Raw genomic sequence first — 1,784 nt, 5'->3', positions numbered from 1 at the left:
GCTTCTTGACGCTGGTCTCGACGACGCCCATCGAAGGCGCCGTGCCGCAGACGCCCAGCCTATCCGGACACGAACGTCGACAGTCACCCCACGTCCGCGGGGGCGCGTACGCTCGGGGTCTGTAGTCGACGCCTTCAACCGTCGACCGAACCATCGTCAAGAAGCGGCGTAGGTCTAGGACCCCCGTGCGGGGGCCTGCAGCGATCTACGCATGCCGGCCCCGTCGAGGCGCCGGTGATGTGCCTTTCTCAGGACACGCTCATGACATACAGCCGGCTCACGCAGCCTATCGACGCCTTCGCGCAACTCGGACGGATCAAGCCCCGCGAGACCGGCCTCCGCGACGTGTTCCAATGCGTCGTCGACCTCGCCGGGGTCAGCATCCCGAGGGTCGCCGAGGCATCCGTCACCGTGGTGCAGGGCTCGGATGCGCACACTCCGGCGTGCACCGGTGGCCTCGCCCTGGCCCTCGAGAGTCACAGTACGAGCTGGGCCAAGGACCCTGCCTGGACGCCGCATCCACGACCGCCATCGAGTCCGTCAGCGACATGGCAACCGAAAGCCGGTGTCCGGACTGGACCGCCCGCGCACTTCGAGCGGGTGCCCTCAGCTCCCTGTCCATCGGGCTGCCGCCCCACGCCACGGTCAGCGGGGCGCTCAACCTCTACGCCACCGAACCGCACGCCTTCGACGACCATGCCGTCGTCGTGGGGCAGGCCTTCGCCGGGTTTGCCGGTCTCGCCATGGCCAACGACTACCTCAACGACGCCCGGACGACCCTTTCCCGGCACGCGGATGCGGCCATGGCCAGCGGAGCCGTCATTGAACAGGCCACCGGCATCATCATGGGCGAACGGCGCTGCACTCCGGCGGAGGCCTTCGCCGTCCTGACGGCGATGGCGCAGGACACCAACCGCACCGTCCGCGAGGCCGCTCAAGCCTTGGTGGCCCGCACCGTCGAAACCCCTGGGAAGTACGACGCTCCGTAATGCCCGCGACCGCGTGGGACGATGGCGCCGAACCGAGCTCGGACGGAGAGTGCGTTGACGACTTCCGAACAGTGGCGCCTGCGCCGCAGCGTGGCGCTGCACGGCTTTGCGGTCGCCGTGTTCGCGATGCTCGCGCTGTCCGGTGCCGGCGCCGCGGCGCAGGGCGTTTACGGAATTGCGGTGCCCTTCCTCGTCGCCGGCCTCGCCGGCGCGGTGGGCGCCGCCGTCATCGCCGTCAGCGTGTGGCGGGGGCTGCGCGAGGCGGGCGGTGCCGTCGCGACTGCAAACGGGATCCGGCGGAGCGGCGCGCCACAGCGGAGCATCCGTCTCGCCATGGCCGCCGCAGCCGTCGTGGTCCTGATCGCCGGGGTGATGCTGGCCCCGCAGGGCATGGATCGTGGCTTTGCCATCTCGGTCGCGGCCCTGCTGGCCGCCGCGTTGGCGTTGTTCGCGCTGCTCGCGGGCGACCGGCCGCGACCCGCGGAGCAGATGAGCAGCGCGCGCCATCCGCACTGAGCGGATCCTCAGGACGCCGCGGCAGGTGCGATCCGCTCGGAGAACTCGACGAGGCGGTTGGCGAAACCCCACTCGTTGTCGTACCAGCCGTGCACCTTGACCTGGTTGCCGACGGCCGCGGTCAGCGGTGCGTCGAAGATCGACGAGTACGGGTTGCCGACGATGTCCGCCGACACCAGCGGCGCCTCGGAGTACTGCAGGTAGCGCCGCAGCTGCTGCGAGGCGGCAGCCTCGCGGAACGCCGCGTTGACCTCCTCGACGCCGGCGCTTCGCCGCAGG

2 protein-coding genes and 1 pseudogene are annotated in these 1,784 nt (G+C 70.5%); 2 read left to right on the top strand and 1 reads right to left on the bottom strand.

Annotation, left to right across the window (positions count from 1 at the left end; translation table 11 throughout):
* Positions 1 to 548: 548 nt before the first annotated feature.
* Positions 549 to 989, top strand: coding sequence for an ANTAR domain-containing protein (locus tag AB0M20_RS41595; RefSeq protein WP_364306843.1), 441 nt, complete (start codon positions 549 to 551; stop codon positions 987 to 989).
* Between the two features lie 54 nt (positions 990 to 1,043).
* On the top strand, positions 1,044 to 1,505 hold the full coding sequence (locus AB0M20_RS41590) for a hypothetical protein (protein ID WP_364306841.1): 462 nt from the start codon (positions 1,044 to 1,046) through the stop codon (positions 1,503 to 1,505).
* A gap of 8 nt (positions 1,506 to 1,513) precedes the next feature.
* On the opposite strand, the pseudogene AB0M20_RS41585 reads toward AB0M20_RS41590, so the two are convergent.
* Positions 1,514 to 1,784: pseudogene (locus AB0M20_RS41585) on the bottom strand (hypothetical protein); the annotation flags it as partial.

The organism is Actinoplanes sp. NPDC051633, from assembly GCF_040681735.1.
GTDB lineage: Bacteria > Actinomycetota > Actinomycetes > Mycobacteriales > Micromonosporaceae > Actinoplanes.
Note: the sequence above shows the minus strand (reverse complement) of the source record. Positions and strands in the feature narration are given on the sequence as shown.